Origin of the sequence: Streptomyces longhuiensis (genome assembly GCF_020616555.1) — a bacterium.
GTDB classification, from domain to species: Bacteria; Actinomycetota; Actinomycetes; order Streptomycetales; family Streptomycetaceae; genus Streptomyces; species Streptomyces longhuiensis.
The window spans coordinates 8,861,970-8,883,387 of sequence record NZ_CP085173.1 but is presented as its reverse complement, the minus strand read 5'-3'; the positions used below and the strand labels follow the sequence as shown (position 1 = coordinate 8,883,387).

Genomic DNA, 21,418 nt, shown 5'->3' with positions numbered 1-21,418 from the left:
CCCCTTTGTAACACTGTGCGTAATCAGGGGCGAAGCGCCGGCCGGGGACTCACAGAGGGCAGCGACAGTGACGAGTTCGCTCACGAGGCGTGACCCGGCACGAGTCAGCCCGCCTGGGACCCGTACACGCGCTTGACTGTCATCGTCATGAGCACCCTGCGGTCCGACACCATCACCGACCGGTACTCGTCCCAGTCGGGATGCTCACCGGAGGCGGCGCGGTAATAGTTGACGAGGGCCTCGACCTCGGGGCCGTTCGGGTCGGTTCCCGGTCCGACGAGCGTCACCGGGCCCTCGGCCGTGGCCCATGACCGGCCGTCGGCGCTGGTGACCTCCAGAGCGGCGCGCGGGTCGCGGCGCAGATTCGCCGTCTTCGCCCGCCCCTCGGTCATCGAGACGTGAAGCAGGCCGGCCTCTTCGTCGTAGAAGGGCATGACGGGGGAAAGCTGAGGCAGGCCGTCCGACTTGATCGTGGCGAGAACACCGAGTCGGCTCTGGGCGAGGAGCGTGCGCGGGTTGAACGAAGTGTCGGTCATATACAGAACCAAGTCCCGATCCGATACCTCTATTCCCTGGGACACACGCCCACCGCACAGCGGGACCGGGCCCTCGCAGGCCCGCAGCTCGCGGATGGGAGACTGGGCTGCCGTTGGGGGCTTCGAGGGGATGGACGGGATCATGCGACGCCGTCAGGTGACGACGCACATCGTGGCACTGCTCATGGCGGTGGCCGCGACAGCGGCCGCGACGGGCTGCACCCGCCTCATCGACGACAAGGGCCCGCTCCCGCCACGATCCGCGGAACCGCGCCTGTCGGCGGACACCGCGGTGCGCGAGCTGACGTCCGCGCTGGCGGCGGAGGGCGTCACGCTCGATCGGGCGCCGCAGGATCAGATCGTGATCGAGTGCACCGAGCGGCTGACGGGCCGGGGGGAGTCGGCGAAGGCCGGCGCGGCCCTGAAGGCCGGCTTCGCCCGCGCCCGTTCCGACCACGGCTGGAAGAACGGTCCGCACTGGGGCGGCGCGTCACTCACCCTGCGCAAGGGCACCTGGACGGCGGCAGCGAGCCTCCCGCCCACCACGGCGGCGTCCCCCACGACTCCCGTCACGATCATCGTCAACCTCGTGTGCGACGGCGCCCGCTCGAAGTCCCGGACAGACGCCTCCCCGACCTCGACGGCGCCCTGAGGGTCGGACGCGCTCCGGCGCCGGCTACACGCCCGAGCGCCCCGCCTCCGCACGCAGCTTCGCGGCCCGCTCGGTCGGGTCGTAGTCGGGTCCGACGCCCTCGATCAGCACCAGATCCCCCTCGATGTGGTCGGTCCGCAGCCGCAGAATATCCTGGTACGCGGGCGAGTTGTACCAGGCACGCGCCTCGGCGAGGCCGGGGAACTCGATCAGCACCATGCTGCCGGGCCAGCTCCCCTCGACCACTTCCGCGGGCGGGCCGTGGATGACGAAGCGGCCCTCGAAGGGGTCGAGCGTCGCCTGGATGCGCTCCAGGTACTCGATGATGTCGGCGTGATGCTGGCGGCTGCGAAGATGCGCGAAGCCATAGGCGGACACGGTCGGGCTCCCTCGTTCAGGTCCTCGCGGTGCGGAGACGAGGACCTGAACGTAGCCCGCGGGCGTTCGAGGGGTCGATTACCTCTGAGGTAGTTGCCGGCGGGGCATCACAGCCTTCGCCGGCCACCCACCCGTCCCATGCTCAGGAAAGGGCCCCCACGTACGCGAGGGCCTGCTTCAGCAGGACGCCGTGTCCACCCGGCATCTCGTTCTGGACCACCTGCGACGAAGCCTCCTCCGGGGTGAACCAGACCAGGTCGAGCGCGTCCTGCCGAGGCCGGCAGTCACCCGTCACGGGGACGATGTACGCGAGGGACACGGCATGCTGGCGCGGGTCGTGGAACGGCGTGACGCCGAGCGTCGGGAAGTACTCGGCGACAGTGAAAGGCTGCAGGGACGCCGGTACGCGTGGCAGGGCGACCGGGCCGAGGTCCTTCTCCAGATGACGCAGCAGCGCGTCGCGGACGCGTTCGTGGTGCAGCACCCGGCCGGAGACGAAGGAGCGGCTGACCGTCCCGTCCCGCCCGATGCGCAACAGCAGTCCGATGTGGGTGACTTCACCATTGTTGTCGACTCGCACCGGTACGGCCTCGACGTACAGGATCGGCATGCGTGCGCGCGCCAGCTCGAGATCGTCGGAGGTGAGCCAGCCGGGCGTGGTCTCGGTCGTATCAGACATTGGGCGATCGTACTTTCACCGTCTGCCGCGTCACGCACGCCGCTCCCGGCAACACCCCGATCGGGGAGGGACGGTCGTACGCGAATTCAGGCAAACGGCACCAGACGGAACACCGGGTGCCGTGGCGCCTCGGCGGCGAACTCCTCGTCGGCCGAATCGGGTGTGACGTCGAAGTAGGCCCGGGTGACCGGTACTTCCCGCAGGTACTGGCGCAGTACGGGGACGCTCTCCTCCGGGCCGAGTTCGATCACGCGCCATTTCCCGGAGCGGCCGCCGCGGCTCAGGCCGACCTCGCCGGCGACGCGCGCGTTGCGTACCCAGTTACTGACCCCGTAAGCGGCGACGAGCCAGCGCTCGCCGGCCGCCGACATCACGTCGACCGGGGTGGAGTACGGGCGGCCCGACTTCCTGCCGTTCACGGTCAGGATGTGGCGGTAGCCCTTGCCGATCCCCAGCCGGGTCATGGTCAGGAACACCCGGTTGACCGCGCGTGTCCCGGGTCCGACACGGTACGACTTCGCCATGTGCCCCTCCTCTTCTTCCGACATGCCCTGCTCGATCTCGTCCTGCTCGAACGTGTCCCACGCGAACGCGTCGCTGGTGGCGCACGCGCCCGAAGCCTACGGTCTCCTGTAGAACGGCCCCAGTTGACCATTCGAAGGCAGGTAGCCATGTCCACACGCCCACCTCTCCCTCCCTTCACCCGCGAGACCGCGATCGAGAAGGTGCGCCTAGCCGAGGACGGCTGGAACAGCCGCTCTCCGCAGAAGGTGGCCCTGGCGTACAGCGAGGACTCACGCTGGCGCAATCGCGCCGAGTTCATCACCGGCCGGGAAGCGATCGTGGAGTTCCTGTCGCGCAAGTGGAACCGCGAGCTGGACTACCGCCTCATCAAGGAACTGTGGGCCTTCGACGGCCACCGCATCGCGGTTCGCTTCGCCTACGAATGGCATGACGACTCCGGCCACTGGTTCCGTTCGTACGGCAACGAGAACTGGGAGTTCGACGACGACGGCCTGATGAGCACGCGCCACGCGAGCATCAACGACCTGCCGATCGAGGAGTCCGAGCGCAAGTACCACTGGCCTCTCGGCCGCCGCCCCGACGACCACCCGGGCCTGACCGATCTCGGTCTGTGAACTCGCTTCGCCCGACGTGACGGCGTAGCACCCCGCCGTCACGGGGATGGGACGGCGGGGGCTGCCACGACGAGCGTGACTGTTCAAGTTTCACAGACTCCGGACTTGATCGGAAGCACGCCTCGCGAACGGACGGACACGTGCGGCCACGAAGAGCTAGCGTTCAACTCCCCATCTCCGCCTAGCCGTTCACGGTGTTCGACTTGTGGCGATGGTAGTAGCGGGCCACGCGGGCGCGGTTGCCGCAGCGGGCGGCCGAGCACCAGCGGCGGCGGGGGTGGGCCGGCAGGAACAGCAGCACACAGTCCTCGGCCTCGCACTGCCTGACCTTGCCGATCCCGGGGTCGGTGAGGAGTTCGGCGGCGGATTCCGCCAGGTGGGCGGCGAGCCGGACACCCAGCGGTCCGGTCCGGCGGGCGACTGCCGTCACGGCGACTCCGTCCCAGGCCAGTTCGCGCACGGCAGGCGCGAGGCGCTGCGCCTCGGTCAGCGCACGCAGGGCCGAGGCGGGCGGTGCGTTTCCGTCGGTCACCGCGCGGAGGGTGGCCTCGATGTGGGCGCGCACGGCGTGGACGGCGGCGAGGTCGTCCGCGGTCGGGGTGGTGCGGCCGAAGTCCCCGGGGAGTCGGCCCGCTTCGAGGTCCAGCCAGGCAGCCAGGCGTCGGGGCGTGTCGAGCAGGTCGGCGGGGCGGCCGTCAGGCCCCGTCGGTCGGGTGTTGACGAGGTCCAGGGCCAGGGGTTCGCCGGTCAGCGGTTCACCGTCACTCATGCACCTAATGCTACATCCCGCCATTGACGCGTTAGAAGCGCGGTCGCTATAACTAATGCATCTTCTCGCATCGGAGGCATGTGACATGGAGTCCCGGACCGCACCCCGCGTCGCCCTTCCCGCCCGAACCGCCCACCGGCGCATCGACGTCGACGGCGTCGAGGTCTTCTACCGGGAGTCCCTTCCGGAGCGCGCCGACGCCCCCGTGCTGCTCCTGCTGCACGGCTTTCCGTCCGCCTCACACCAGTTCCGGCGCCTGATCGACGCCCTGGGCGCGCGCTACCGTCTCATCGCGCCCGACTACCCCGGCTTCGGTCACACATCGGCGCCCGACGGGTTCGCGTACAGCTTCGACCGGCTCGCGGCCGTCACCGAAGGCTTCGCCGAACGCCTGGGCCTGACCCGGTTCGCCCTGTACCTCTTCGACTTCGGCGCGCCCGTCGGGTTCCGACTCGCGCTGCGTCACCCGGAGCGGATCACCGGCCTGATCGTGCAGAACGGCAATGCCTACGCCGAAGGCCTGTCGGACGCGGCGCGTGACTTCACCGCGCTCACCCCGGACACTCCCGGGGCGGAGCGGACCATCATGGGCCTGTTCACCGAAGAGGCCACCCGCTCCCAGTACGAGGGCGGCACCTCAGATCCCTCACTGGTCGCCCCCGAGGGCTGGCTGCTGGACCAGCACTTCCTGGACCTGCCCGGCCGCAAGCAGGCCCAACTCGCCCTGGCCTACGACTACAAGAGCAACGTCGCCGCCTATCCGGCCTGGCAGAAGTGGCTGCGCGAGCACCGGCCGCCGACGCTGATCACCTGGGGCGTCAACGACCCCTTCTTCCCCGAGCCGGGGGCCCGCGCCTATCTGCGCGACGTCCCGGACGCGGAGCTGCACCTCTTCGAGACGGGTCACTTCGCTTTGGAGGACCACCTGCCGCAGATCGCCCCTCTGATCGCCGACTTCCTGGACCGCGCCTGATCCTCCGTGGACGGGCCTCTCCGTCCGGAGCGCGTACGAGGCCCTGCGGTCGCCCAAATCCCTGCCTTCCGGGGGCTGTTGAAAAGAAGGGCCCATCCCCCGCCCGACGTGATGATGGGCGGCCTCGCGGTACGTGCGAAGTGGACCGCGAGGCCGCCCGGGTGCGCCGTCCGGTCAGGGCGCCCACCGCCGACCGTACGCACAGGACACCCGCCCGGCGCCCTGAGTTACGCCGTCCGGGACCGTCCGGGCGCGGGCTGCCGAGCCAGGTCCAGCTCTCCGACCGTCTGATCACCGCTCGTCTCGCCGGTCGGCCGGAACCCGAGCCCCAGGTAGAACCCTTCCGGGCCACTCGCGCCGGGGTGCCATGTGACCGTGAGACGGGTTCCGCCGCGGCGCCGGATCTCGTCCGCGACGGACTCGACCGCGAAGCGGCCGTACCCCCGCCCCTGTTCTTGGGCAGCGATGTTCAGCCGCCAGAGTCCGGAGCGCACGTCGTCGCCCGTACCGTCCCCGGCGAAGTCGATGTCGAAGAAGGCCATGAGGAAGCCGACGGCCCGGTCGCCGTCCACGATCAGCCGGGGCCAGGCCACTCCGGGATGCACGTAGGCCTCGGCGAGGGACTTCACCACGGGGGCGACCAAGTGGTGCTGGTCCGGCCGGACCTCGAGGGCTGTCGCGGTCTCGAGGTTGGCCGGGGTGATCGCCTCCAGGCGAAGCTCCGTCGTCATGCCTGCACCCTCTGCGCCCGAGGAACGCGGATCAAGTGAATTTCGGCGCCATGAGGGCCGGGCGGCCCTCAGTGAGGCGACGTCCGGCCCGGCGGTTCACCAGGCCAGCATCAGCCAAGCGCGATGCGGCAGTTCCGTCTCGGCCGTGATGCCTTCCTTTCCGTGGAGCACGCTCGCCGGTTCCGGGGATTTCAGCGGGTCGAGGCGGATCGACGACACCGCGTCGGGCGGCGTGGGGATGTCCACGTGGGGCAGGGCGGGGTCGAAGCTGCCGTTGGCCGTGGCGAGTCGTGTCACCCCGTCCTGGTGCGACAAGTGCGGGATCAAGTGCGGTCCGCCGCTGACCAGCGGCAGCGTCGGGGTCTGTCCCTCCAGGAACCGGATGACGGCATGGATGACGCACTGCCCGAAGTCGTCGCGGGGCAGGTCGGCGGGGTCGGTGGCGGCGAGTACGGCGACGCGCCCGCCGAGCTCATTGACGTATCCGCAGCTTCCGGCGCCCCACACGTCCTCGCCCGGTGTGAGGATGTGCGTCCACACGACGGCTTCCGAGCACGGGCGCAGGCGGGCCAGTGCGGGCTGCGTGTTGACGCTCAGCAGCGTGCCGACGAGGTCGGGGTCGGGGTGGTGGGTGATCTGTTCGAAACTGAAGGGGTCCCCCGTCTGCGCGTCCTCACGGTCGACGACCTCGGCGACCTGGACGCCGAGGAGATCGCCGAATCCGCGCCGCGTCAGCACGTCGGCCGCGACTCCGTCGAGCAGCAGTCCGCCCGTCAGCATCTCCCGGATCTCGTCGTCGTCGAACGCCCAGGCCAGCGCGCCGAAGACAGCCTGCACGGGAGCCTTTGAGGCGGTCACCGGGATGCCGTAGCGCAGCAGGAAGTCGGCTGCCCCGCGCGGGCCGGTGCGCAGCTCGTCCAGAGTGCCGTTCCGGGTGCGGACGTGGGCCGCGGCGTCCTGCCGGTACGGCAGCCCGACCCCGAGTGTCCGGGCCTCCTTGGTGTGGCGTCCCGCGATCCAGTCGAGGGCCGGGCGTGAGCGGCGCAGCAGCTGAGCGGTGCCGGGGAAGCGGTCGGGGCGGCCGGCCTGCATGGGGTGCACGTTGAGGAACAGCGCGTCCGCGCCGGACAGTTGGGCCGTGGTCATCTCGGACCAGGTCTGCACGTCCGACTTCGACCAGGTGGTGTGCGGCCAGTTCTCGATCTCCGGCTCGGACTCGACCCAGGCGGGCCGCAGCGCGCGCTGGGACTCCAGGAGCCACATCTGGCCGCTGAGAGAGCGCGGGGCACTGTCGCTGTACGGGGCGAAGTGCGGTCGGTGCGTGGCGCGGCCCCGCACGGCCAGGGCCTGGAACAGCGCCGGCCAGTCGCGGCCCTCGACGGAGTGGACATCGGGCAGCGAGCTCATCAGCCCGAGCCGGGACCGCCCCGACGAACGCTCCTCGACGACCTCGCTCAGCCGCTCGGCCAACTCCGTCTGAACGGTGCGCCAGACCTGTTGGAGGAGGGCGCGCCACGGGTGCGGCGGGCCGGGTTCGGTGATCACCCGCACGACCTCGTCGCGGCCCACGGGGCGGCCGACGAGATCGGCCAGCCGGTCCAGGACAGGGGTCTCGAAGCCGCCGCCCCAGTCCAGCGGGGCGTGGTTGTGGTAGCGGAAGTCGTCCTCCAACCACAGCACGCGGAAGCCGAGTCCGGCGAAGCGTCCGTAGTGGGCGTACAGCCACTCGCGCCAGCTGGGGCAGGTGAACGAGGCCTGCGCGGCGGCCGTCCTGCCGGTGGGCGAGACCATCGGCAGGAAGCCGTGTGCGTCCTTGCGGCCGCGGTCCGCGTGGCCGGTCGTCACCCAGGGGTTGAGGCTGACGTCGAGTCCGGCGTCGCGCAGGATGTCGCTGACGGTGGCCGTGGTCTCGTACCAGCGGTCTTCGGCCTCGCCGGCGAGGTAGCCGTCGAACACCTCCTCGGCGGCGAGCAGGAGAACGACTTCGTCGACCCCGGCCTCCTGGCAGGCCCGGGCCAGGGCGGTGGCGTGCGCGGCCGCCTCGGCCGGGTCCTTGCGGGGAGGAAGCTGGAATCGCAGGTGGTAGCGCGCCGGCAACGGGACTCTCCTTGTACGAGGGCGGGCGCGGCCGGTGGTTCCGCCGGCCGCGCCCGCCCTGTCCACCCGCGCGGCTCCGGGACGTGACCGGGGGAGCTGACGCGAGGAACTGACGATCTGAGGACGAGGGAAAGCTATCTGCTTGAAATTGCTCGGTCAATGGAACTTTCGAGCAGATTCAAGCAGATCCGCCGTGGAGTCCTGAGAATGTGGAGTTCGAAAAATGGGCGTCCGCGAGTTGGAGGTCCGGTGGTCGGCGGGTCCACCCCTACGTCATGCCGGGTGGTCCGACGGCGCCAGGTCCGTGGACATGGCCAGGCTGCGGTGCCGGTCGAGCTCGCGGGCCACGAGGTCGAGCTTGGCCTCGACCCGGGCCACGGCGTCGGCGCCGAGCTGGAGGCGGAGCGGGGGTTCGGGGGTCTCGGCGAGGCCGACGACGGCGGCTGCCGCCTTGGCGGGGTCTCCGGGCTGACGGTGGTTGACGTCCGCGAGGGCCTTGCGGGTGGCGCCTGCCGTGGGCGCGTAGTCGTCGATCACGTGGGGTTCGGTGTAGAGGCTCGACGCGTCGAGGAAGTCGGTACGGAAGCCGCCGGGCTCGACGACGGTGACGTGGACGCCCAGAGGGGCGAGCTCGCCGTGCAGCGCCTCGGTGATGCCTTCGACGGCGAACTTCGTCGCGCCGTACAGGCCGACGCCCGGAGCGGTGGCGAAACCGCCGACCGAGCCGATGTTGATCACGTGGCCCGACCGCTGGGCCCGGAGCGTGGGCAGTACGGCCCGCAGCGTGCTGAGCACCCCGAAGACGTTGATGTCGAACGCGGCACGCACGGCCTCGTCCGAGACCTCTTCCACCGCCCCGAGGAGGCCGCGCCCCGCGTTGTTGACCAGGACGTCGATGCGGCCGAAGCGCGCGAGTGCGGCATCGACCGCGGCCCGCGCCGTCGCCGCCTCGGTGACGTCCAGGTCGACGGCGAGCAGGGCGTCGGACGCGTCCGGGAACGCGCGGCGCACGGCTTCGGCGTCGCGTGCGGTGGCGACGACCTCATGGCCTCGCGCCAGCGCCTCCCGCACGATCTCCGCACCCAGACCGCGCGAGGCGCCGGTGATGAACCAAACAGACATGTCTCCTGCTTTCGTGTGCGTGACTGACTGCGAGTGACGTGTGCGTGTGACGTATGCGTGTGCCGTAGGGCTCGTTCGTGCCAGGTGCGCTGTTCGCGGATGCGGTGCGGGTGGGGGTGCGGGCTATGGGCGGCCCGGCACCCCACGGGCGAAGGTGAAGACGGTTTCCCGCTTCTGGCCGTCGTCGGGAAGCTCCCGGTCGGCCCATCTGTCCATGACTTCCACGATCTCGTCCTTGAACTGGGCGAGTTCGGCATCGGTCATCCGCAGCCACGCCTCGGCGACGAAGGGGCCGAGCGGCCAGCGCTGCTGTTCGGACTGGGGCTGATCGGCCCAGCGGCGCACCTGGTCGACCTGCCGTTCGAGGTTGAGGGACTCGGCGGCGTTCGCCACGGCCTCCCCCGCCGCGTCGTCGGCGAAGTCGACGGAGGACCACAGGAGTTTCGGCGTGGTCCTCCGCCACCAGCGTTCGCGACGGTCGCGGGCGAGTTCGGGGGCCTCCTCGATCAGCCCCGCGGCGGCCAACGCCTTCAGGTGGTGACTCACATTGCCGACGGCTTCGCCCGTCGCCTGCGACAGCGCGCTGGCGGTGGAAGGGCCGTCGAGCTTCAGCAGGTCGAGCAGGCGGCGGCGCACCGGGTGGGCCATGGCGGCCAGCACCCGGGAATCGGTGATCGGAGGGGCCATACGGGCGAGACTACTTGCACAAGAGTTCTTGTGCAATGGTTCTTGTGGGACTGGCTCAACCGCGGTGGAACAGGTCCTGTGGGTCGACGCGCACCCAGCCCTGCCGTGCGTTGGGCGGCCGCGGGACCTCCCGCTGAAGGGCGCGCCATTGGTGCACGAGCGCGTCGTAGATGGGCGTCGGCGAGGCGGCCCCGCCCGTGCCCAGCGGAGCAGCGTGACGCGGTCGGGGCGCAGGAACGCTTTTGCGCGGGTCGTTCATGCGCTGCCCAACGACCGGGTCCGCTCCTGGCCACGCCATTGGCGGGGGATCTTTCCCAGGACACACATCCGAGCGGCGACAACCCGCCCTGCGCAGCTTCCTGTACGCCCCCCTGCGCGCGAAGCGGCTCCGTCACACGTCGAGCGTGAGCCTCGGTCCGGCGCTGCGCGACACGCACAGCAGCATCGTCCGGTTCTCGGCGTGTTCCTGGTCGGTGAGCAGGTCGTCGCGGTGCTCGGGCGTACCGGCCAGCACCGGTGTCTCGCAGGTGCCGCAGGTTCCCTGGCGGCAGCTGCTCAAGGTACGTACGCCCACGCGGTCGAGGGCGTCGAGGATGGACTCGTCCGGAGCGACCGTGACGAGGCGCCCGTCGCGTGTCTCCACCTCGAATGCCGCTCCCTCCCCCGAGGTCGGGGCCGCGACCGGGGCACGTGGGCTGAAGCGTTCACTCGTCAGTGTCAGGTTCGGCCGCTCGGTGGTGAGGCGCTCCAGGGCGTCGAGGAGGCGCGGTGGGCCGCAGGCGATCAGGTCCGCGGGCCCGCCTTCGGTGAGTCGGGTGACGAGTGTGTCGAGGTCGACGGGTCCCGTGCGGGCGGCGGGCAGGGCCTCCACTCGGTCCCCGTAGGGGAGGAGTTCGGGCAGGAACGCCATCGACGGCTCGGCGGCGCCGAGGTAGGCGAGCCGCCAGTCGGCGCCCGCGCGTTCGGCGGCGGCCAGCATCGGCAGGACGGGGGTGATGCCGATGCCGCCCGCCACGAAGAGGGTCCGCCGGCGGCCCGGCCCGTAGGGGAAGGTGTGGTGCGGGCCGCGGACCGCCAGACGCAGCCCGGGGCGGGCGAGGGCGTGCAGCCGCTCGGAGCCGCCCCTTCCGTTCTTCTCGCGCAGGACGGCGATCCGCCACGACCTGGTGTCGGCGGGGTCGGAACAGAGCGAGTAGTGCCGGATCGTGCCGTCGTCCGTGGCCACCTCTATGTGTGCGCCGGGCTCCCAGGGAGGCAGGTCTCCCTGGTCGTCGCGCGCCAGGCGCAGGGCGATGACCCGCTCGGCCACATCGCGGACATCGGTGACGCGTACGTCGAAGAAGTCTCGCGTCATGCCGTTCCCTGCCCCTCCGGTGCCGGACACTCCTGCGCCGGACACTCCTGCGACAGAGCGGCGTCGACCGCCGTGAGGACGTCGCCGTCGTGGACCAGCTCGACGGCCCGGCGCACCCGCGGGTACAGCACGACGTCACGGTCGGTGCGGCCCACGGGCCGGCCGTCGGCGGACCTGGCCGCCCGTACGGTCTCCCAGGCGGTCCGGGTGGCGAGGCTGAGGGCACAGGGGTCCGCGCCGGACGCTTCGAGCCGAAGGTCAAGCGCCTGGGCGGCCATGAGCAGTTCGATCCCGATGACGTTCTCGATGTTGCGTACGACGGTGCGGGCATGGCGTCCCGCGTTGTTGGCCATGCTCACGTGGTCCTCCTGGTTGGCGCTGGTCGGGATGGAGTCCACGCTGTCGGGGTGCGCGAGGGTCTTGCAGTCGGAGACGAGGGCGGCCGCGAGGTACTGCGGGAGCATGTATCCGCAGTCCAGGCCGATGGTCCGGCTGGGGACGAGCATGTCGGGCAGCCCACGGTTGAGGGTGCCGTCGTCGAGGCGGAAGAGCCGGCGTTCGGCGATGCTGCCGACCTCGGTCACCACGATCGACACGAAGTCGGCGGCGAAGGCGACGTATTCGGCATGGAAGTTGCCGCCGGAGACCGCCTTGAGGCGGCGTGTCGCCGGGAGTCCCGGGAAGATCAGCGGGTTGTCGGTGGCGGCGTTGATCTCGTTCTCGATGATGCCGGTGACGAAACCGAGGGTGTCGAGGACGGCGCCGTGCACCTGGGGCACGCAGCGCAGCGAGTACGCGTCCTGCGGAGGCTGGCGACCGGGGTCGCGGTCCCGGTCACCGTCCACGAAGGCGCTGCCCGCAAGCAGTTCACGCATGCGGGCGGCGACGGCGATCTGGCCGGCCTGGCCGCGCGCCTGATGGAGGTCGGCGATGAAGGCGTCCCCGAACCCGTTGAGCGCCTCGGTCGACATGGCGGCGGTGATGTGGGCGTGTTCCAGCAGATTGGCGGCGTCGTGCACGGCGAGCGCGGTCTGGGCGCAGGAGAACGAGGTGCCGTTCAGCAGGGCGAGACCGTCCTTGGCCCCGAGCGGGATGCGCGCGACGCCCGCGGCGGCCATCGCCTCCTTGCCACTGACCACGCGCCCGTCGAGTACGGCCTCGCCGGAGTCCCGCTCGTCGTCCTCGGCGTCGGCCGGGCGGCACAGCACCAGGGCGATGTGGGCCAGCGGGATCAGATCGCCGGACGCGCCCAGCGAGCCGTACTCCGGGACGGCGGGCAGGACACCGCCGTTGAGCATGTCGACGAGCGTCTCGATGACGGCCGCGCCGACGGCGGAGTGCCCCTGGAGGAGGCTGACGATCCGGATCAGCATGGTGGCGCGGACGACTTCGGCGTCCACGGTCGTGCCGACACCGGAGGCGTTCGAGATCACCAGGCGGCGTGACAGTTCGGCGGCGTCGCGCGGGTCGGTGAACGCCTCGCGCCCCGCTAGGGATCCGAAGCCGGTGTTGACGCTGTAGACGGGCTCGACCGGTTCGCCGCGCTCCATCGCGTCGAGCACACCGCCTAGCCATTCGGCGGACGGCCGGGTGAGCTTCAGGGCTTCGGCGGTGATGCGGACCGGGCGGCCGTGCCGGGCCACGTCGACCAGGTCGCGCAGGCTCACGCGGCTGCCGTCGAGCACGAAGGGGTCCGCTGCGGCGGCATCGGGAGCGCCCTCGCGTACGAGCGGTTCGGGGAGCGGCAGTTCAGCTGTCATGGGGTACCTCGTCCGGTCGTCGTCGGTCGGGTGAGTCGGGATGGGGTGCTGGTGCGGTCGGGGCCGCGGGTGCCCATGTGTGCAGCGAGTCGCCGAGTTCGGCGGCCGACGTCAGCAGCGTCTCGTGGGCCGAGGTGATCCACTCCCGGGTGTCGCAGCGCGCGGCCGGGCCCGCCACATCGAGCGAGCAGACGGCCTCGCCGTGGTGAAAGACCGGCACGGCCACGGAGAGCGAGCCGGGATGGAGTTCGCCGCGGGAGACGGCCCATCCGTTACGGCGCACCGCCGGCAGCACGGCGTCGAGCTGCTCGCGGGCCGGTGTCGCGTCGGTGTACCGGGCGAGGGGGCCGCCGAGCACCTGGCGCACGACGGCCGCGGGCGCCCAGGCCAACAGCACGCGCTGCCCCGCACCGGCGTACAGCGGCAGCAACTCGTTGATGCCGAACGTGTACTTGAGGGCTTTGTCCGGCTCCACGCGCCGCAGGCACAGCGCCTGGGTGCCGACCCGGATGATCAGCACGGCGGTCTCCCCCACGCGCTCGACGATCCGGCGCAGGACTGCGGTGCCGGTCTCGATGAGGTGGGCCTGCACGGAACTGGTGCCCCACAGCCCGGCCAGGGCGGGGCCCGCCCGGTACACGCCGTCGTCCTCCTCGGTGTAGTCCTGCTCCCGCAGGACCCGGAAGTAGCGGTAGGTGGTGCTCACCGGAAGGCCGACGCGCGCTGCGGTCGCGGCGACGGTGGTCTCGCCGGTGACCGCGAGGTCGCGGAGCACGGCGAGCCCGCGCTCGAACGACGAGGTCTCCCCCATGGCTTCCTCCTGTCCGCGCCGGCCACTCCGGGGCCGGGACCCACGGGCCGACCCGCCCCTGTCCAGAGGTTCGGTCCGTGCCACCCCGCCCGGCCAGCGCTGTTCTCACTGAGTGAGAACAGCGGTATCACGCGGCGTGGCGTCGTCTCTACCGTGCGGATGCCGACGCAGGGCCCGGAGGGGCGACCGACCCGGGGCGGGCCCGGCGCAGCGGCCCGGCCCGCCAGGGACAAGCCCGGCCGGGCCCGGATCAGCGCAGTTCAGCGAAGCCCAGTTCAGCGAAGCCCAGCTCAGTGAGAGGACAGGACATGACGACGGACGCCCAGGCCCCGCAGATCCCCGTCTTCGACGAAGACCCTTACGCCCCCGAGCACTTGGTCGACCCGTATCCCCTGTTCGCGCGGATGCGAGAGGCCGGTCCCGCTGTGTGGCTCGCCCGCCGCGGGGTCCACGCCTTCACGCGCTACGAGGTATGCCGGGAGATCCTGGCCGACCACGCGCTGTTCCTGTCCGGCGCCGGCGTGGGCCCCCGCGACCTGCGGCGCGAGAAGGCCTGGCGCACCCCCGGCATCCTGGAGACCGACCCGCCGGACCACACCGTGATGCGCGACGCGATGGCGGACGTGATCTCGCCCCGCTCGGTACGGGCCCTGCGTGCCGGATTCGAGGCGTTCGCGGAGGAGTTGGCCGACGTGGTCGTCGCCCGCGGCCGCTTCGACGCTGTCACCGACGTCGCCGAGGTCTTCCCGCTACGGGTCTTCGGTGACGCCGTCGGCATCCCCCGGGCAGGTCGCGGCGAGAACCTCCTGGCGCACGGTGCGATGAACTTCAGCGCGTTCGGCCCGGACAACGCACTCCACCGCAGCTACTTCGCCGCCGGTGAGGGGACCCACGCGTGGGTGATGCGCAACTGTGCCCGCGAGTCCCTGTCCGACGCCGGCCTCGGCGCGCGTATCTGGGAGCACGCCGAGGCGGGCGGCCTGAGCGAGGAACAGGCGACGCTCCTGGTGCGGGCGATGCTGTCGGCCGGTCTCGACACCACGGTGATCGCCATCGGCAACCTGCTGCGCGCCTTGGCCCACGACCCCGGGCAGTGGGCCCTGCTGCGCGAGGATCCGGGGAGCATCCGGTTCGCCGTGGACGAGTCGTTCCGTCACGAATCGCCCTTCCAGTCCTTCTACCGGACGGCCGCGCGCGACGCCCGGCCGGCCGGGTCCCGGTACCGGCCGGGGCGAAGGTCCTGCTGTTCGTCGGCGCGGCCAACCGCGACCCGCGGCAATGGGGGCCCGACGCCGACGCGTTCCGGGTCACGCGGGCGGCGAGTGGCCATCTGGCGTTCGGGATGGGGATCCACCAATGCGTGGGCCAGCCGATCTCGCGGCTCGAGATGGAGGTCCTCCTCACCGCGCTGGTCCGCCGCATCGAACACCTGGAACCCGCCGGTCCGGAGACCCCGTTCGTACACAACACGCTGCGCGGCTGGTCTTCGCTCCCGGTGCGCGCGGTGGCCGGCTGAGCCTGTGGAGCTCCCGGCCGCCGCGCGTGCCCCGATCCTGGGTCAGCCCTTCGTCAGCCTCATGGGAATCGCCTTCAGGCCACCCACGATGAAGCCGCCTGCCGGTGCCAACGACTCTGCGGGCAGGGCGAGTTCCATGTCGGGAAAGCGGTCGAAGAGCGCCGGGAGGGCGACCGCGGCTTCCATACGGGCCAGGGGTGCGCCCAGGCAGCGGTGGACTCCGTGGCCGAAGCTGAGGTGTTCGGCGCTCGGGCGTCGCGCGTCGTACCGGTCGGCGGTGTCCCCGTGCTGCCGCGGATCGCGCCCGGTGGCCGCGAACGACGGCAGGATCGCCTCGCCCTTGCGGATGGTGGGGCCGCCCGGGATCTCGATGTCCTCGACGGCGAACCGAAGCGGAAGGTTGGCGACACTGGGAGCCCAGCGGAGGGTCTCCTCGATCACGTCGTTCCAGGAGAGCTCGCCCGCACGGACCAGTTCGAGCTGCTCCGGGTGCGTGAGCAGGGCGTGAACGGCGTTGCCTATGAGGTTGACCGTGGTCTCGTGTCCCGCGACGAGGACGAGCAGGAGCGTGTCGATCAGCTCCTGTTCGGTCATCCGGTGACCTTCCTCGTCCCAGGCGGCGACCAGCACACTGGTCAGGTCCGACGCGGGCTCCTCACGCTTGAGGGCGGCCAGCCCCTTCAGCAGCGCCTGGATTTCCACGAACGCGGCGCCCGCCTCCTGCGGGTCGACGGAGGTCATGATGATCTCCGACAGCCGGGCCAGCTCCACGCGGGTGTCGCCCTCGGGGATACCGAAGAGCTCGCAGATGACCTGCATCGGCAGCCGGTGCGTGAAGCCCTCGCGGAGGTCGACCACGGATCCCGTGGGCACCGCGGCGAGTTCGTCCAGGAGAGCGGCGGCGATGCGCTCGACCGAGGGTCGCATGGCGTCGGTGCGGCGGGCCGTGAACGCCGGTGCGATCAGCTTGCGCAGCCGTCGGTGGTCGCTCCCGTACGCCGTGAACATGTTGTTCACGCCGACCCAGGTGGCCAGCCAGGACTCGTGGTACTCGCCGCGCTGCCACGCGGGCCAGTGCAGGCGAGCGTCCTTGGACACGCGCGGGTCGGTCAGCAGATCCTTGACCAGGCTGTGGCTGGTGATGGCCCACGCCTCGGGGCCGTCCGGGAGTCGGACGAGCGTCGCGGGGCCCAAGGCGCGCAGCCGGGCGGCTTCGGCGTGGACATCGGCACCGGCCGGGTCGATCGCGACGGGTTGCGGTCCCATGAAGTGGCTCCTGCCTGATCGGGATCTAGGGGCCGTACGGTGACGCGCCGCCCCGCGGCGCGAAAGCCCGTAGGAACCTATCCAAGATCATTACGGCCGTCAGCCGGGGATGGCCGGTTCGACACGGCCGGACCGGCGTCGCCGGTCGCTCGATGACGGTGGCCGGCGGGTCCGACACGGGCATCACCCCTGAGCGGCCCGGTCCTCGACGGACCCCGTCCTGGCCGAAAGTCAGCCGCTCGACGGACCGTCAAGAGTCGCCTGGAAAAAGACCAGTTGACGCGGAAGGCGGACCGGAGCCGCTGCCTGCGGGCGACTCACGCCCATCCCCCTCCTCGGCCACCGCCGCCCTGCGAGACACCGGACTCAGCTCGCCCCGACAGGCAGCTCGAGGCGCGTCAGGTGGTCGGGCGTGAGTGCGCGCAGGAAGCTCTCGGCGTCGAACGCCTCGCCGACCGCGACCACGCCCGTCACCGCCCGGTCGCCTCGGAGAAGGCGCACGAGGGCCTCGACGACGAGCGGCGCCGTGACGGCGTAGATGTCACGGCCTCCCGCGACCGCGCGGCGCGTCTCCTGACCGCGGGTCACGACGGCCTCCACGAGGAAGGACTGCGCGGAACGGCCCTCCGCGTCGGCGGGTACGGGCTCGGGGGTGTCCTCCGCGCGGATGTCGCGCAGCGGCGCGAGGTTCATCACCGCACGCACCTCGGGGGTGCGTACGTGACGCGGGAGCGTGACCTGGTCGGCCGTCGCGAACACGACGGTGTCCTGCTTGCCGAGCGGCTCCGGGAAGTTCCACGGGGAGACTTCCTGCGCGTAGGAGAAGGGGCTCAACTTGCCTGCGGTGTAGGTGAGATGGCGCCCGGCGTTGCTCTCGCCGGTACGGCGGGTGCCCTGCGTCGGGTGCCAGCTGTCGAGGCCGTACGCGAGGGTGATCTCGTCCGCGTCCGGCCAGTCGCCGAGGGCCGCGGTGGCGAGGAGGTCCCCCAGCCCGCCGTAGAACGCCAGGGACGGAACGACAGCGACGCCTGCCTCCTCGGCGCGGTCTCCGTACGTGTCGAACAAGGCGGCGGTGACGGCCTGTTCGGCACCGACGTCCAGGTAGGGAATGCCCGCCCGGAGCGCCGCGTCCACGAGGGGGCGGGCCGTGTCGAGGAACGGTCCGGCGCAGTTGATGACCGCCGCCGCACCGTCGAGGGCCCGGTCGAGCGAGGCCGCGTCGTCGGGGAACGCCTGACGCACGGGCGCGCCGGGAGCGAGGTCTCGCGCCGCGTCGAGTTTGTCCGCGTTCCGCCCGACGAGCACCGGAGTGGCGCCCCGTCTCAGGAGCTCCGCCACGACGAAGCGGCCGGTGTGTCCGTAGGCGCCGTAGACGACGATCGGCCGGCCGGCGAGCGACCCGGCAGTGGTGTGCGCGGCGGTTCCCGAGAGGGTGTTGCTCATCGTTGGCTCCAGTGTCCGAGGTGCGGTGGTGTGCGGTTCGACAGCAATGATCCTGGCGACGGGTCCGCCCAACCAGTGGCAGGAATGACGAGGGGCGTACAGTTTCGGACATGCATCCCGTCGCACGTTCCGCTGCGCAGTCCGTTGCACATTCCGCTAAGCATTCCGCCGTGCATTCAGTGGCGATGGCCCTCCCCGAGGGCACGATGCTCTTCGAGGCCGCGGGGGCGTTCGAAGTGTTCGGCTCCGACCACTCCGACCTGGCCGCTCCCTGGTACTCGTTCACGACCTGCGGACCCGCCGGGTCCCGCGTCGGCGACTGGCTACGGGCCGACACCACCCACGGACTGGAGGCCGTCGCCGATGCGCGGACGGTGATCGTCCCGGCGTGGCGCGACGTCGAGCAGGAGCCTCCGCAGGAGCTGCTCGACGCCCTCCGCACCGCCCACGCCGCGGGCGCCCGGATCGCCTCGTTGTGCACGGGCGCCTTCGTCCTGGCCGCGGCCGGACTCCTCGACGGACGCCGCGCCACCACTCACTGGGCGCACACGGCACGGCTCGCGGAACGGTACCCGCGCGTCAGGGTCGACGCCGACGTGCTGTTCACCGACGAAGGCAGCGTCCTCACGTCCGCGGGGAAGGCCGCCGGGATGGACCTGTGCCTGCACATCGTCCGCACGGACCACGGGGCGACGGTGGCCAACGCCCTCGCGCGGCACCTCGTGACCCCGCCCCACCGGGACGGCGGCCAGGCGCAGTTCATCCCGGCGCCGGTGACGCACGGGCGCGACCACCCGCTCGCCGATCTGCTCCCCTGGGTGCTGGCGCGGATCGACCAGCCGCTCACCGTCGAGGACATGGCCCGGCAGGCGGGCATGAGCAGCCGCAACCTGGTGCGGCACTTCCATGCCGTCACCGGGACGGCACCCCTGAGATGGCTGCTGAGCCAGCGCGTGCGGGAGGCGCAGGAGCTGCTGGAGTCGAGTGACGACTCCGTCGAGCGGATCGCGGCACGCACCGGCATGGGGACCTCCGCCACGCTGCGGCGACACTTCGCCCGCGTCACCGGCCTGCCGCCCGAGGCCTACCGGAGGACGTTCGGCGGACGGTGACACGCGCCGCGCCCAGCACGATGCGCACCCCACAAGATCACCAAACTCTCACCCTGAACCTGAGATCGAGATGGCACTCGACGGGACGAGTCTCGGGCCGGCGCCCGGGAGCACACCTGGGCCCGCGCCCGGCCGCACCGCCTGGTACTGCCGGTCCCAGGAAGACGGGACGCCTGGCTGACGGTGCCGCTCCGCCGCACGCTGGTGTCATGACGAAAACACTCATCACCGGAGCGAACAAGGGTCTCGGTTTCGAGACCGCCCGTCGGCTCGTCGCCGCAGGCCACACCGTCTACGTGGGCAGCCGCGACCCCGAGCGCGGACGCCGCGCCGCCGAGCGGCTCGGCGCGCGCCGGGTCCAGCTCGACGTCACGGACGACGCGTCCGTCGCAGGCGCCGTGAAGGCGATCGAGGCCGACGGCGGCCTCGACGTACTGATCAACAACGCCGGCATCGAGGGCCGGACCCCGGACGGCGGCGTGATCGGCGCCGCGGACGTGACCGCCGACGAGATGCGGTCGACCTTCGAGACGAACGTCTTCGGCGTCGTACGTGTCACCCACGCGTTCCTGCCCCTGCTGCAGAAGTCCGACGCGCCGGTCGTGGTCAACCTGAGCAGCGGCCTGGCCTCGCTGGCGCGGGTCACCGACGCGGGTACGCCGACCCACGCGTATCCCGGAGTCGCCTACCCCGCGTCGAAGGCGGCGGTGAACATGATCACCGTGCAGTACGCGAAGGCGTTCCCCGGCATGCGGATCAACGCGGTCGAGCCCGGCTACACCGCGACGGACCTGAACGCCCACACCGGCATCCAGACCGTCGAGGAGGGCGCCGAGATCATCGTGCGCATGGCCCTGCTGGGTCCCGACGGCCCGACCGGCACGTACGTCTCCGCGGAGGGCCCGCTCCCCTGGTGACGACGCGGGCCTCCCGACGTGGACGCCCCCGCCTCACACCAGCCCGTCCGCCACCATGGCCCGCGTGACGTCACGTCCGCCACGGACACGTCGCGCGAGGTTGGCGGCGGCATCGGGCCACCCGGCGTGGTCGAAGGAGAAGCCCGCGTCGAGCAGTCGGCCCGGGACGACACGGCGGCTCTTCAGAAGGAGTTCGGTGTCCGAGCGGAGCGCGAAGGCGCCGAGTTCGGCCATCCACTTCGTCGCGGGCAGGCCCAGCGGAACACCCCATGCCGTACGAAGCGCACGCATGAAGTCACGCTGCGGCAGCGGCTCCGGGGCAGCGAGGTTCACGGGCCCCTCCAGGTCGTCGCGTGCGATCAGGAACCGGACCGCCCGGGCGAAGTCACGGTCGTATATCCAGGACACGTACTGGCCGCCGCCCGCGACCGGACCGCCGAGGCCGAGCCTGGCCAGGCGCAGGAGGATGTCGAAGACGCCGCCGCGATCGGGGCTCATGACCATCGCGGAGCGCAGGGCGACCTTGCGGGTGTGCGGGGTGTCCGCCTGCTCCTGCGCCCGCTCCCACGCCTTGGCGATCTCGACGCTGTAGCCCCAGTAACCCGGGACGCCGGCCTCGTCGCCGCCGAGCACGCCGGTCGCCTCGTCGTTCGGTGCGGCGAAGCTGTGGGCGTAGATGGTCGCCGTACTCATCTGCAGCCACACCTTCGGAGGGCGCGCGGCGGCGGCGATGGCCTCGCCGACGACCTCGGCGGACCGCACGCGCGAGTCCATCATGGCCCGGAGGTTGGCGGGGGTGTAGCGGCAACTGACGCTGCGTCCGGCGAGGTTGATCACGACGTCGCTGCCGTCGACGGCCTCGGCCCAGGGGCCCAGGGTCTCGCCGTCCCAGCGCGTGTCCCCGTCGCGCACCGGCCGCCGCGTGAGGACCACGACTTCGTGTCCCGCTTCGGCCAGTTCACGCTTCAGGATCGTCCCCACCTGCCCGGTGCCGCCGGGTATCACGATCTTCATGAAGCCCCCTCATCGCGTCGGCACCACCTTAGCGCAGATATTTGAACGCGTTCAAATGAGAGAAGGGCGGCCGGGTGAGACGGCTCTCGGACCCGGTCGCGGACGTGCAGGTCGAGTCCCCACGTGCCCGGTGCCTCCACTCCCGGCGGACAGCGGCGGGGTCGTGTTGTGCGCGGCGGGGCGCAAGCGCCTGAGACACCCGGTGGCGGGGATGCTCACCCTGGACTTCGAGACGCTGCACGTACCGGCCACGCCCGGCGAGACGAGCCTGGCCGTGCACGTCTTCAGTACCGAGGAGGGCAGCGGGGAGGCCGCGGCTCTCGCACGGCTGGCCGAAGCCGTTACAGTGGCGGACAGGCCGTGACTGGCGCTGGGGTGGAGAACCACCGGGGAGCGGCCTGACCAAAGGGTCGATGTATGCCGCGCGCCTGGGCGAATGGTCAATGACGCCTGGGAGGCGAC

23 protein-coding genes and 1 riboswitch are annotated in these 21,418 nt (G+C 71.3%); of the genes, 7 read left to right on the top strand and 16 right to left on the bottom strand.

Annotated elements, in window-relative coordinates; all coding sequences use genetic code 11:
* Nucleotides 1–104: 104 nt before the first annotated feature.
* Nucleotides 105–536 carry a PPOX class F420-dependent oxidoreductase gene (locus tag LGI35_RS40395; protein ID WP_227299394.1) on the bottom strand — a complete coding sequence of 144 codons (432 nt, stop codon included), beginning with the start codon at nucleotides 534–536 and terminating at the stop codon, nucleotides 105–107.
* Nucleotides 537–678: 142 nt separating this feature from the next.
* Between LGI35_RS40395 and LGI35_RS40390 the strand changes: the two genes are divergently transcribed.
* Complete coding sequence (locus LGI35_RS40390) at nucleotides 679–1,188, top strand: hypothetical protein (RefSeq protein ID WP_227299393.1); 510 nt, start codon at nucleotides 679–681, stop codon at nucleotides 1,186–1,188.
* A gap of 24 nt (nucleotides 1,189–1,212) precedes the next feature.
* On the opposite strand, the gene LGI35_RS40385 is transcribed toward LGI35_RS40390, so the two are convergent.
* The 3 genes from LGI35_RS40385 to LGI35_RS40375 all read right to left on the bottom strand — a co-directional run bounded on the left by LGI35_RS40385 (nucleotide 1,213) and on the right by LGI35_RS40375 (nucleotide 2,769).
* Nucleotides 1,213–1,566, bottom strand: a complete 354-nt coding sequence (locus tag LGI35_RS40385; protein ID WP_227299392.1) for a DUF1330 domain-containing protein — start codon at nucleotides 1,564–1,566, stop codon at nucleotides 1,213–1,215.
* Between the two features lie 142 nt (nucleotides 1,567–1,708).
* Entirely contained in the window at nucleotides 1,709–2,245 is a 537-nt protein-coding gene (locus LGI35_RS40380; protein WP_116505047.1) for an NUDIX hydrolase family protein, read from the bottom strand.
* An 86-nt stretch (nucleotides 2,246–2,331) separates the two neighbouring features.
* On the bottom strand, nucleotides 2,332–2,769 hold the full coding sequence (locus LGI35_RS40375) for a nitroreductase/quinone reductase family protein (protein WP_227299391.1): 438 nt from the start codon (nucleotides 2,767–2,769) through the stop codon (nucleotides 2,332–2,334).
* 147 nt (nucleotides 2,770–2,916) lie between these two features.
* Between LGI35_RS40375 and LGI35_RS40370 the strand changes: the two genes are divergently transcribed.
* On the top strand, nucleotides 2,917–3,384 hold the full coding sequence (locus LGI35_RS40370; protein ID WP_227299390.1) for a nuclear transport factor 2 family protein: 468 nt from the start codon (nucleotides 2,917–2,919) through the stop codon (nucleotides 3,382–3,384).
* 181 nt (nucleotides 3,385–3,565) lie between these two features.
* Here the strand turns inward: LGI35_RS40370 and LGI35_RS40365 are convergent, their stop codons facing one another.
* The gene (locus tag LGI35_RS40365) at nucleotides 3,566–4,153 is read right to left on the bottom strand and encodes a CGNR zinc finger domain-containing protein (RefSeq protein WP_227299389.1); all 588 of its coding nucleotides are present in this window, start codon (nucleotides 4,151–4,153) and stop codon (nucleotides 3,566–3,568) included.
* Nucleotides 4,154–4,238: 85 nt separating this feature from the next.
* On the opposite strand from LGI35_RS40365, the gene LGI35_RS40360 reads away from it, so the two are divergent.
* Nucleotides 4,239–5,126, top strand: a complete 888-nt coding sequence (locus tag LGI35_RS40360) for an alpha/beta fold hydrolase (RefSeq protein ID WP_227299388.1) — start codon at nucleotides 4,239–4,241, stop codon at nucleotides 5,124–5,126.
* A 227-nt stretch (nucleotides 5,127–5,353) separates the two neighbouring features.
* On the opposite strand, the gene LGI35_RS40355 is transcribed toward LGI35_RS40360, so the two are convergent.
* The 8 genes from LGI35_RS40355 to LGI35_RS40320 all read right to left on the bottom strand — a co-directional run bounded on the left by LGI35_RS40355 (nucleotide 5,354) and on the right by LGI35_RS40320 (nucleotide 14,845).
* Entirely contained in the window at nucleotides 5,354–5,857 is a 504-nt protein-coding gene (locus LGI35_RS40355; RefSeq protein WP_227299387.1) for a GNAT family N-acetyltransferase, read from the bottom strand.
* 96 nt (nucleotides 5,858–5,953) lie between these two features.
* Nucleotides 5,954–7,954, bottom strand: coding sequence for a hypothetical protein (locus LGI35_RS40350; protein WP_227299386.1), 2,001 nt, complete (start codon nucleotides 7,952–7,954; stop codon nucleotides 5,954–5,956).
* 273 nt (nucleotides 7,955–8,227) lie between these two features.
* Nucleotides 8,228–9,076 carry an oxidoreductase gene (locus LGI35_RS40345; RefSeq protein WP_227299385.1) on the bottom strand — a complete coding sequence of 283 codons (849 nt, stop codon included), beginning with the start codon at nucleotides 9,074–9,076 and terminating at the stop codon, nucleotides 8,228–8,230.
* Nucleotides 9,077–9,199: 123 nt separating this feature from the next.
* On the bottom strand, nucleotides 9,200–9,763 hold the full coding sequence (locus tag LGI35_RS40340; RefSeq protein WP_227299384.1) for a winged helix-turn-helix domain-containing protein: 564 nt from the start codon (nucleotides 9,761–9,763) through the stop codon (nucleotides 9,200–9,202).
* Between the two features lie 391 nt (nucleotides 9,764–10,154).
* Nucleotides 10,155–11,117, bottom strand: a complete 963-nt coding sequence (locus LGI35_RS40335; RefSeq protein WP_227299383.1) for a PDR/VanB family oxidoreductase — start codon at nucleotides 11,115–11,117, stop codon at nucleotides 10,155–10,157.
* Nucleotides 11,114–12,877 (bottom strand): HAL/PAL/TAL family ammonia-lyase, encoded by a 1,764-nt coding sequence (locus tag LGI35_RS40330; protein ID WP_227299382.1) that lies wholly within the window; start codon nucleotides 12,875–12,877, stop codon nucleotides 11,114–11,116. Before LGI35_RS40330 ends, LGI35_RS40335 begins: the two co-directional genes overlap by 4 nt.
* Complete coding sequence (locus LGI35_RS40325) at nucleotides 12,867–13,688, bottom strand: IclR family transcriptional regulator (RefSeq protein WP_227299381.1); 822 nt, start codon at nucleotides 13,686–13,688, stop codon at nucleotides 12,867–12,869. Before LGI35_RS40325 ends, LGI35_RS40330 begins: the two co-directional genes overlap by 11 nt.
* A 749-nt stretch (nucleotides 13,689–14,437) precedes the next feature.
* Nucleotides 14,438–14,845 carry a hypothetical protein gene (locus LGI35_RS40320; RefSeq protein ID WP_227300779.1) on the bottom strand — a complete coding sequence of 136 codons (408 nt, stop codon included), beginning with the start codon at nucleotides 14,843–14,845 and terminating at the stop codon, nucleotides 14,438–14,440.
* Between LGI35_RS40320 and LGI35_RS40315 the strand changes: the two genes are divergently transcribed.
* Nucleotides 14,782–15,204: a cytochrome P450 gene (locus LGI35_RS40315; RefSeq protein WP_227299380.1), complete on the top strand. Its 423-nt coding sequence runs from the start codon at nucleotides 14,782–14,784 to the stop codon at nucleotides 15,202–15,204. The genes LGI35_RS40320 and LGI35_RS40315 overlap by 64 nt on opposite strands.
* A 42-nt stretch (nucleotides 15,205–15,246) precedes the next feature.
* Here LGI35_RS40315 and LGI35_RS40310 read toward each other — a convergent pair whose 3' ends face one another.
* Both LGI35_RS40310 and LGI35_RS40305 read right to left on the bottom strand, forming a co-directional pair.
* A complete protein-coding gene (locus LGI35_RS40310) occupies nucleotides 15,247–16,470 on the bottom strand; it encodes a cytochrome P450 family protein (RefSeq protein WP_227299379.1) in 1,224 nt (407 codons plus the stop codon).
* A gap of 366 nt (nucleotides 16,471–16,836) precedes the next feature.
* On the bottom strand, nucleotides 16,837–17,913 hold the full coding sequence (locus LGI35_RS40305; RefSeq protein WP_227299378.1) for a saccharopine dehydrogenase family protein: 1,077 nt from the start codon (nucleotides 17,911–17,913) through the stop codon (nucleotides 16,837–16,839).
* Between the two features lie 170 nt (nucleotides 17,914–18,083).
* Between LGI35_RS40305 and LGI35_RS40300 the strand changes: the two genes are divergently transcribed.
* Entirely contained in the window at nucleotides 18,084–19,025 is a 942-nt protein-coding gene (locus LGI35_RS40300; protein ID WP_227299377.1) for a helix-turn-helix domain-containing protein, read from the top strand.
* A gap of 209 nt (nucleotides 19,026–19,234) precedes the next feature.
* On the top strand, nucleotides 19,235–19,942 hold the full coding sequence (locus LGI35_RS40295; protein ID WP_227299376.1) for an SDR family oxidoreductase: 708 nt from the start codon (nucleotides 19,235–19,237) through the stop codon (nucleotides 19,940–19,942).
* Between the two features lie 33 nt (nucleotides 19,943–19,975).
* On the opposite strand, the gene LGI35_RS40290 is transcribed toward LGI35_RS40295, so the two are convergent.
* The gene (locus LGI35_RS40290; protein ID WP_227299375.1) at nucleotides 19,976–20,956 is read right to left on the bottom strand and encodes a TIGR01777 family oxidoreductase; all 981 of its coding nucleotides are present in this window, start codon (nucleotides 20,954–20,956) and stop codon (nucleotides 19,976–19,978) included.
* On the opposite strand from LGI35_RS40290, the gene LGI35_RS40285 reads away from it, so the two are divergent.
* Nucleotides 20,955–21,320 carry an MmyB family transcriptional regulator gene (locus LGI35_RS40285; RefSeq protein WP_341483476.1) on the top strand — a complete coding sequence of 122 codons (366 nt, stop codon included), beginning with the start codon at nucleotides 20,955–20,957 and terminating at the stop codon, nucleotides 21,318–21,320. The genes LGI35_RS40290 and LGI35_RS40285 overlap by 2 nt on opposite strands.
* Nucleotides 21,307–21,397, top strand: a riboswitch (ZMP/ZTP riboswitch). It overlaps the preceding gene by 14 nt.
* The last annotated feature ends 21 nt before the right edge of the window (nucleotides 21,398–21,418 follow it).

Bases quoted from the DNA above. Each gene is read 5' to 3' on its own strand.
- LGI35_RS40310 (WP_227299379.1), bottom strand. From the start codon at position 16,470: ATGGGACCGCAACCCGTCGCGATCGACCCGGCCGGTGCCGATGTCCAC.
- LGI35_RS40285 (WP_341483476.1), top strand. From the start codon at position 20,955: ATGAAGCCCCCTCATCGCGTCGGCACCACCTTAGCGCAGATATTTGAA.
- LGI35_RS40370 (WP_227299390.1), top strand. From the start codon at position 2,917: ATGTCCACACGCCCACCTCTCCCTCCCTTCACCCGCGAGACCGCGATC.
- LGI35_RS40345 (WP_227299385.1), bottom strand. From the start codon at position 9,076: ATGTCTGTTTGGTTCATCACCGGCGCCTCGCGCGGTCTGGGTGCGGAG.
- LGI35_RS40330 (WP_227299382.1), bottom strand. From the start codon at position 12,877: ATGACAGCTGAACTGCCGCTCCCCGAACCGCTCGTACGCGAGGGCGCT.
- LGI35_RS40335 (WP_227299383.1), bottom strand. From the start codon at position 11,117: ATGACGCGAGACTTCTTCGACGTACGCGTCACCGATGTCCGCGATGTG.
- LGI35_RS40365 (WP_227299389.1), bottom strand. From the start codon at position 4,153: ATGAGTGACGGTGAACCGCTGACCGGCGAACCCCTGGCCCTGGACCTC.
- LGI35_RS40380 (WP_116505047.1), bottom strand. From the start codon at position 2,245: ATGTCTGATACGACCGAGACCACGCCCGGCTGGCTCACCTCCGACGAT.
- LGI35_RS40395 (WP_227299394.1), bottom strand. From the start codon at position 536: ATGACCGACACTTCGTTCAACCCGCGCACGCTCCTCGCCCAGAGCCGA.
- LGI35_RS40295 (WP_227299376.1), top strand. From the start codon at position 19,235: ATGACGAAAACACTCATCACCGGAGCGAACAAGGGTCTCGGTTTCGAG.
- LGI35_RS40390 (WP_227299393.1), top strand. From the start codon at position 679: ATGCGACGCCGTCAGGTGACGACGCACATCGTGGCACTGCTCATGGCG.
- LGI35_RS40355 (WP_227299387.1), bottom strand. From the start codon at position 5,857: ATGACGACGGAGCTTCGCCTGGAGGCGATCACCCCGGCCAACCTCGAG.
- LGI35_RS40340 (WP_227299384.1), bottom strand. From the start codon at position 9,763: ATGGCCCCTCCGATCACCGATTCCCGGGTGCTGGCCGCCATGGCCCAC.
- LGI35_RS40360 (WP_227299388.1), top strand. From the start codon at position 4,239: ATGGAGTCCCGGACCGCACCCCGCGTCGCCCTTCCCGCCCGAACCGCC.
- LGI35_RS40375 (WP_227299391.1), bottom strand. From the start codon at position 2,769: ATGGCGAAGTCGTACCGTGTCGGACCCGGGACACGCGCGGTCAACCGG.
- LGI35_RS40290 (WP_227299375.1), bottom strand. From the start codon at position 20,956: ATGAAGATCGTGATACCCGGCGGCACCGGGCAGGTGGGGACGATCCTG.
- LGI35_RS40325 (WP_227299381.1), bottom strand. From the start codon at position 13,688: ATGGGGGAGACCTCGTCGTTCGAGCGCGGGCTCGCCGTGCTCCGCGAC.
- LGI35_RS40305 (WP_227299378.1), bottom strand. From the start codon at position 17,913: ATGAGCAACACCCTCTCGGGAACCGCCGCGCACACCACTGCCGGGTCG.